This is a genomic window from Clostridium sp. UBA6640, from assembly GCF_002455975.1.
Taxonomy (GTDB): Bacteria; Bacillota; Clostridia; order Clostridiales; family Clostridiaceae; genus Clostridium_J.
This window is the reverse complement of the sequence record NZ_DKLM01000073.1, coordinates 22,992-31,084: the sequence shown is the minus strand read 5'-3', so window position 1 is coordinate 31,084 and position 8,093 is coordinate 22,992. Positions and strand designations below refer to the sequence as shown.

Here is an 8,093-nt window from a genome sequence, read left to right as displayed (position 1 = left end):
TGTGAATTGTGAATTTAGTAGTATCAGCAACAATACCAATAAATATTGATTACTTTTAAGGATAGATCAAATTTAGAAGTGGTACATCTATATATGCCATTGTTAATTTTAAAATAATAAATATAAAGTATTCTTAAATAAATTACATTTTTAATTTAGTGAAATAGTCTTTTGATTAATTAACTTTAAAGTTTTAGAGGAATTTTTATGATTTTATAGAATATTTATAAGGATATAGAGAGTTTTTACAAAAAATAATTATATTAGGGTCATAATTTGGAGAAAAAATTGCAAGTATAAACTTTCAAAAAAATCATTATATAAATTTATATAATGATTAATATATGTACATATGAAAACATAGAGATACTTTGATAGCATTATAAATTTAAGGAGGGATTTCAATGAAAGGGAAAAATTTAGTTATAGCGATTCTAGTTATTATATTAATACCAGTTATCGGCTATGCTATTAACTTAAATGTAAAATATTCAAAACAACTTTCAGAAGTTAAAGAAGAAAATGTAAAATTGACCACTCAAGTTTCTTCTTTAGATTCAAAAAATGAAACTTTAAATAAAGAAGTATCTTCTTTAAATGAACAACTTAATAAAAATAATAGTTCAGGATCTACTAAAACTCCAGAAACACCCAAAGATACAGACAGTCCAAACACTGGAGATAATACTAATAATCTTTATGCTATATACACTGCTAACATTGATAGCTATGAAAAGGAATTATTATGCTATATTCCAATAAATAGCGGTACGTTAACAGAAAGATTAGATATATTAGCTAAAAATTTATCTAAAATTGAATTTAATTCTTTACCAATAGAAGTAACAAAAATAGAAGATAAAGATGGTAAAAAAATAGCTGTGATAAATCTTAAAGAATCTGAAATAAATGCTGGAATTAATGAAGCTATCGATTTTAAAGGTCCGAGTTGGTCAAAAAATTATTTTCAAGGCTCAGCAGGCGGAATCATTACGTCTACTGCTTTAATTGAAAGTTTTCTGCAACGCTCATATCCTGGTCAATGGATTGATGGTGTTAGATTCTTATATGAAAATAAAGAAATAAATTTTCAGCATGCATCAAAACTATCAGAAATAAATTATAAATAATTAATTATAAAAAGCGTGACTAAATCACGCTTTTTTAGACTTTAAATATAACTGTACAGATAAATTACTATCAAATTAATTAGGAGGCTATTCATGAAAAAACAAGATATTAATATGTTTAATGAACTATCATCACAATGGAAAAAGAATATCCCAGAAAAGAATTATATTATTGCCAAAGAAGTTATTGAAAATTTAAATATAGTTAAAGGGCAATCTCTTTTAGATGTGGCCTGTGGTACAGGTATTTTATATCCTATATTAAGAAACACTGATCTTTCAAAATATACAGCTATTGATATAGCCGAAAAAATGGTAAATGAATTTTTAAAATTTTATCCTGATGCAGATGTAAGGTTAATGGATTTTGAAGAGGAAGTAATCTTTAAAGAAAGTTTTGATTACATAATAATTTTCAACTCTATTCCTCATTTTTATAATTTAAATAATGTATTTAAAAATGCTTATAACAACTTAAATCCTGGTGGAAAATTTATTATTGTTCACTGTAGAACTAGAGAAGAATTAAAAGAACGTCGTAAACTGCTTGGTTATACTTCTCCTAATGAGCCTATTCCTACAGATAGCATTTTGATAGAACTTTGCAATAGATATGGGTTTAAAGAAAGAGAAATAAGAGATACAGAGTATTTCTATTTTTATTGCGAAAAATAGCCTACTTAAAAAAGTATCTCTCACTATTTATGGCTTTAATATGAAAAAAAATTACAAAATACTATTTATGAGAGCTTAAATAAAAATAATATAATATAAAAGTTTTAAATAAGAATCAACTTTATTAAAATATTTGTTACGATAAAATACAAGGAGGTAATTATGGAGATAAACTTTCACAATTTAGACACTGTGGCCAATAAAAACTTAAAATTTGCAGTGATTGCAGCTGAATATAATAATAAGTGGTTATTTGTAAGACATAAAGAAAGAACTACTCTTGAAATCCCTGGCGGCCATAGAGAAGATGGAGAAGACATAAATGTGACTGCATCTAGAGAGCTCTTTGAAGAAACAGGAGCTATAGATTTTCATATTGAAGCTATTTGTGATTATTCTGTTACTAGAGATTGTACGCCTTCTTATGGAAGATTGTTCTATGCTCAAGTTTATAAATTAGGTGAATTACCACCATTAGAGATAGCTGAAGTAATTTATAAAGAGAATTTACCAGAAAATTTAACTTATAAGGAAATACAACCTTACTTGTTTAAAAAAGCTAAAGAATTCAAAAACAAATAAAATTAAAGATCAAAAAGCAAGAGTTATGAATATTTTTAAGCTAATGAAAACTTTTGTCATTTGGCTAATATAAAAAAGGAAAAGTACCTCTATTACTTTTCCTTTTTGTTAGTAAAGCTAATTCTTTATGTTTATTTATCTTCTATGAAAATATTCTTTCCACTGATTCTTTTGCTCTTTTCATTACTTCACTTTCATCTATGGTTTTCATCTTGTAATTTTCCATTACTATTTTTCCATCTATAATAACAGTTTCTACGTCTGAACCTTGAGCAGAATAAACTAACAATGATATTATGTCATGTCTTGGATATAGATGGGGTTTATTTAAATCAATTAGTATCATATCTGCTTTTTTTCCTACTTCTAAAGACCCTATCTCATCTTCTAAAAATAATGCTTTAGCTCCATTTTTTGTCGCCATTTCTAGTGCCTTTATAGCTGGTATGGAAAGAGGATCTTCATTTATTCCTTTATTTATAAGTGCAGCTGTATGAATTTCTTCAAACATGTTTAAATTATTGTTGCTTGAAGAACTGTCTGTAGCTAAAGCTACATTCACTCCTCTGTTTAACATTTTTTCTACTGGCGCAAATCCATTGGCTAACTTTAAATTACTACAAGGATTATTTGCTACTGATACTTTATATTTGCTTAAGATTTCTATATCATCATCAGAAATGTGAACACAGTGAGCTGCTACTGTTGGAATTTCAAATAACCCTAAATTCTCTAAATATTTTACTGGTGAAACTCCGTGCTCTTCAAAACTATCTTTTACCTCTTTTCTGCTTTCAGATATATGTACATGAATTGGAAGCTCTAGTTCTTTGGCAAGATCTACTATTTTTTCTAAATAGGCTTTAGAGGAAGTATATGGTGAGTGAGGAGCTACCATCATTTTTATTCTTCCATCTCCTCTATTTCCCCAGTTCTTTTTAAACTCTCTAACTTCATCAAATTTATTTTCATCTTTATTAATTTCTCCATTTAAACCCTTTGATAGTACAGCCCTCATACCGGAAATCTCTACTGCCTTTGCAGTTTGTTCTAAAGAAAAATACATGTCTAAGAAGCAAGTAGTACCACTTCTAATCATCTCAACTATACTAAGCATGTCTCCATTATATATATCTTTCTCTGTATATTTTTTCTCTATAGGCCAAATTCTTTCACTTATCCATTCCCAAAGTGGCATATCATCTGCATAGCCTCTAATTAATGACATTCCTATATGGGTATGTGCATTTATAAGTCCTGGCATAACGACTTTATTACTGCCATCAATAATTTTCCCAGCTATAAATCCTTTTGGTACTTCCCCTATATATTTAATCCTATTCTTCTCAATAGCGATATCACCTTTATATATTACTTCATTATCATTATTCATAGTTACAATTATTGTATTTTTAATTAAAATATTCATACTCAACATCCTTTCTGAATAATTACTTTTACACTTAATTAGGTCATTTAATGTATAATTCAATATAGTTATATTCTTAAATATTTTAATTCACAACTTAAGATAATATGCAATTCACAATTTAGGAATGGATTTAAATTTCCTAGAGAACACTATTCTCCCCTACAGTTTAATTAATTCTAAATTTCTCAGCTCTCACTGAGAAATATCCACAATTGTGAATTATGAATTTTAAAAATTGTTAATACGCGGAACTTATACATTTTAACATATGTTACTCTAATAAGGACTCAAATACAAGGATATTTTAGGTTAACCTACAATAAAATTTAAAAATATTTCTTTTATTATAAATATATGGTGACTTTTGTAATTTTATCCATTATAATGTATTTATCTTATATTTTCTTAGAGGTATGTTATGTTTTTTGTGGGAGTTTTATTTATTATTTTATCTATAATAACTTTATTATTATCAATATCTAAAGAGAATAAAATGTTAATAATTATAGCTATAATATTAATATTTATATGTAATCATATTTCATTATTATGTTTTTCAGATAATAGAAATCAATTAAATTCTGTTAATAAAGAAGATATAAATAGTATTATGGGACATTTTCCAATTCCTCAATTAAATAGCTTTGGTTATACTATAACTTCTGTCAAATTTAATTCTAAGGATTCTGAATATCCTATGATGGAAGTACATTATAAAAGTACTGATAATGAACTACAACTCTTTATATCTTCCAAGGATGAAATGGAAAGCACTGGCGAAAGATTAAACTTAAAGGGATTTAAAGAGATATATTTACTTTCGGAAGATATTAATAGTAATGAATCTCATTATACTTTTAATACAATAAACACTGATGATGAAAATCTTTTATATATTTTTATAAGTAACAAAAATGATAAAAATCATATATTAAGTATAATCGAAAGTTTCGATAATTATTGATAAATATAGATATAAAAAGAAAATTGTAACTAAAAATATTAATTACAATTTTCTTTTATATACTTTTTTATCTTTCCAAAAGTTAAAGTCTTAGTAATAAATTTCTATAGGGTTTCTTAATGAAACTTTGACTTATGCACGATTTTGACTTTCATAATAAAATTTTTATTCTGAATTTAAAATGAATAATTATGGTTAAACTAATTTCATCCATAATCATTAATCATTTTGAACTTTACTAAACTTCTAACTTTTTATCAATTATATAGCCAGCTGCAAATATAGCTATAACTAGAGCTATTATTTTCATTATTAATACTGCTAGGTTTATAGTAGCAGTTCCAGTGCTAATAGCTATACCTGGAAATATATTACTATTTAATAATGAAGTATCTACGTTAAAAATAATATCAGCAAATGTCATTTTATTTTCAGCAAATTTTATTATAACTCCATATATTTTATCAATAACCAAATAAAATATTATTCCAAATCCCCAATGTATAGATTTGTTAGCAATTTTCATAGTACATACTGTTATAGATAAAAGTATTCCAGCCAAAAATAATGATATTTGAATTAATATATTTATTAAAAATATCAACCCCATAGGAGTCAATAATAACTTTAATAGAAGTATAATATCATTAAATCCCATAGTTCTACTAGCAGTGCTAGCGATAAAAGTAATAAATATTAGATTTATTATCCCTATAATTACTAAGCAAATTGTCCAGTAAATTAAATTAGATAGCGGATAATTTACACCTTTTTGCGGAGTCAACATTAAATTATAATTTTCCATCATCTTTTCATAAGAAATACAATTTTGAATAAACAGTATCAATGGGATAACACTAGTAGCTATTAGGCCTAATACTACTACCATATCTATTAATCCTGCAATATTATTCACACCAACATCTAAGCCACTAGAGCTCATTTGTACTGCACCTACTAGAGAGTCTAGTCTTAAAAGAAATAGTATTTGAAATACTAATGTAGTTACTAAAAATATCATTAAGTTTTTGAAATTAGATTTGAATTGGTATTTAACTAATTTTAGCATTCCCCATATACCTCCTTAAACTTATCATGAATAGAAACTTTTTCTTTAAGTCTTATATCCTCAACATTATCATATAGAATTATATTTCCTTCTTTAATAAATATAACCTCATCAAATATTCTTTCTACATCTCTAATTAAATGAGTTGAAAATAAAATTGTACTGTCTTCATCATAAAAATTTATAATTGCATCTAAAATTTTATCTCTTCCTACAGGATCTACTCCACCTATAGGTTCATCTAATAAATAAAGTTTAGCTTTTCTTGATAAAACTAAGCTTAAATGAAGCTTTTCAGTCATTCCTTTAGATAAGGTATTAACTTTTTGCTCAACATTTAAATTCATAAACTCTAACATTTTCAATGCTTTTTCTTCATCAAAATCCTTGTAGAAATCCTTATAAAAATTTATGGCATCACTTATTTTCATCCACTTCTCAAAGAAATGTTTATCTGACATAAATGATACGATTTCTTTTGTCTCTACACCTATTTCTTTATCCATAACGGTAATATTTCCTGAATTGCATCTTGAAAGCCCAGCGATTAATTTTAACAAAGTAGTTTTACCGCTTCCATTGCTTCCTAATAATCCTACAATTTTTCCTTTCCCTATATTTAAAGTAACGTTATTTAATGCGATAGTAGAGGAATATTTCTTAGTTACATTATCAATTTTTAATAAATCTCCCATTATATTCACCTCTAAATTAATTTTCTTTTTTAATTTCTTTTAACACAATTTTTAAAATTTCTTCTTCCTCAAAGCCTAAAGACTTCATTCCATTTAAGAAATTAGTAATTATTTCTTTTGACATTTCCTGCTTAACTTCCATAATTTTCTCACTATCCTCCGTTACATATCTTCCCATACCTCTTTTGGTTATCACTATTCCTTCTCTTTCAAGTTCTTGAAAGGTTCTCTGAACAGTATTGGGATTGATCTGAAGCATTTCTGCAAACTCTCTTACAGAAGGAATTTTATCTCCTTCTTTTATTTCACCCCTAATTATCTGCTTTTTTACTATATTCATTATCTGCAAATATATGGGTATATTATTATCAAACTCAACTTTCATACGCAACCTCCATATCGTATTAGTGTTCTACCTAAATAGTACACTAACAATCTCCTAAAGTCAATACATAAAAATAAACTTCTAGATGTGATCTCCGAAAGAAAAATATTATGATATACTGATATATTTTTTTAAAGTTGTCTAACATTGATAATACTAACCTTTATAGATTAAGAAGAAGATGGAAGTAATTTAATTTATAAAAATACAAACAATATAATTGTGACGTTAAATATAAATTTTAAATTTTTAAGGGAGAGTAAAATATGTTTAAGAAAAAGACATTAACTGAAATGGGATCAAGCGATCATTGTTGGCTATCTAGCATACATCATTTTTCATTTGAAGATTATTGTAACCCCTTAAATGATAACTTTGGTGTACTTAGAGTTCTAAATGATGACATTATTAAACCTCGTAGCGGTTTTCATAATCATCCTCATAGAGACATGGAAATCATATCTTATGTCGTCAAAGGTGATCTAACTCATGGCGATAGTATGGAAAATAAAAAAATAGTAAAAAAAGATAGCATACAATATATGAGTGCAGGTACAGGCATAATTCATGAGGAACATAACTTAACTAATAATGATTTAAGAATTTTACAAATATGGATATACCCTAATAAATTAGGATGTAACCCGAACTATGGCGATTATACCTTTAGCACAGAAGAAAAAAAGAATAGATGGCTCTATATGGTAAGTAGTAAAAAAGGATTGGCTCCTGTTAAAATTAACCAAGATATTAACATATACAGCTTGGAATTGGATATTAAGAAAAAAATTGAATTTAAAATAAATAAAAATCGTCAAGGATATTTAGTGCAAATAGAAGGAAACTCCATTATAGAAAATGCACCCTTTGAGCCACGATATAAAAATATTATAGAACTTAATGAAAGAGAAGCTCTAGAAATATATGAAGAAGAATTTAAAATAAAAGCAGCCCAAAACTCTCATTTTATATTAATAGAAATGGAAAAGGCCTAATTTATAAATTTGCGAAATATATTTTAAGAAATGTAAAATACAAGCTTTAAACATTAAATTTATTTTCAAATTTTAAAAAGTCGTGATTATAAAACACGACTTTCTTATATTAATTTTAGAATTGGCATATATAAGGATACAATGCGAAAACTTAATATATACTCTG

The 8,093-nt window shown here is 26.3% G+C and carries 9 protein-coding genes; 5 read left to right on the top strand and 4 right to left on the bottom strand.

All coding sequences use genetic code 11. The features are described from left to right. Positions 1-404 precede the first annotated feature (404 nt). The 3 genes from B2W91_RS08115 to B2W91_RS08105 all read left to right on the top strand — a co-directional run bounded on the left by B2W91_RS08115 (position 405) and on the right by B2W91_RS08105 (position 2,387). Positions 405-1,130 (top strand): hypothetical protein, encoded by a 726-nt coding sequence (locus B2W91_RS08115; protein ID WP_291579936.1) that lies wholly within the window; start codon positions 405-407, stop codon positions 1,128-1,130. Positions 1,131-1,223: 93 nt separating this feature from the next. Further along, positions 1,224-1,805, top strand: a complete 582-nt coding sequence (locus B2W91_RS08110) for a class I SAM-dependent methyltransferase (RefSeq protein ID WP_291579935.1) — start codon at positions 1,224-1,226, stop codon at positions 1,803-1,805. Positions 1,806-1,967: 162 nt separating this feature from the next. After that, positions 1,968-2,387 (top strand): NUDIX hydrolase, encoded by a 420-nt coding sequence (locus tag B2W91_RS08105; RefSeq protein ID WP_349680796.1) that lies wholly within the window; start codon positions 1,968-1,970, stop codon positions 2,385-2,387. A gap of 142 nt (positions 2,388-2,529) precedes the next feature. Here B2W91_RS08105 and B2W91_RS08100 read toward each other — a convergent pair whose 3' ends face one another. Then, positions 2,530-3,816, bottom strand: a complete 1,287-nt coding sequence (locus B2W91_RS08100) for an amidohydrolase family protein (RefSeq protein WP_291579933.1) — start codon at positions 3,814-3,816, stop codon at positions 2,530-2,532. A 421-nt stretch (positions 3,817-4,237) separates the two neighbouring features. On the opposite strand from B2W91_RS08100, the gene B2W91_RS08095 reads away from it, so the two are divergent. After that, positions 4,238-4,783 carry a hypothetical protein gene (locus B2W91_RS08095; RefSeq protein ID WP_291579931.1) on the top strand — a complete coding sequence of 182 codons (546 nt, stop codon included), beginning with the start codon at positions 4,238-4,240 and terminating at the stop codon, positions 4,781-4,783. A 238-nt stretch (positions 4,784-5,021) separates the two neighbouring features. Here B2W91_RS08095 and B2W91_RS08090 read toward each other — a convergent pair whose 3' ends face one another. Genes B2W91_RS08090 through B2W91_RS08080 form a run of 3 tightly spaced genes read right to left on the bottom strand, consistent with a single transcriptional unit; the run spans position 5,022 to position 6,932 of the window. Beyond that, on the bottom strand, positions 5,022-5,852 hold the full coding sequence (locus B2W91_RS08090) for a hypothetical protein (protein ID WP_291579930.1): 831 nt from the start codon (positions 5,850-5,852) through the stop codon (positions 5,022-5,024). Beyond that, positions 5,846-6,547, bottom strand: coding sequence for an ABC transporter ATP-binding protein (locus tag B2W91_RS08085; protein ID WP_291579928.1), 702 nt, complete (start codon positions 6,545-6,547; stop codon positions 5,846-5,848). Before B2W91_RS08085 ends, B2W91_RS08090 begins: the two co-directional genes overlap by 7 nt. Before the next feature lie 16 nt (positions 6,548-6,563). Then, positions 6,564-6,932, bottom strand: a complete 369-nt coding sequence (locus B2W91_RS08080) for a GntR family transcriptional regulator (protein ID WP_291579927.1) — start codon at positions 6,930-6,932, stop codon at positions 6,564-6,566. A 266-nt stretch (positions 6,933-7,198) separates the two neighbouring features. On the opposite strand from B2W91_RS08080, the gene B2W91_RS08075 reads away from it, so the two are divergent. Next, positions 7,199-7,927, top strand: a complete 729-nt coding sequence (locus tag B2W91_RS08075; protein WP_291579925.1) for a pirin family protein — start codon at positions 7,199-7,201, stop codon at positions 7,925-7,927. Positions 7,928-8,093 lie beyond the last annotated feature (166 nt).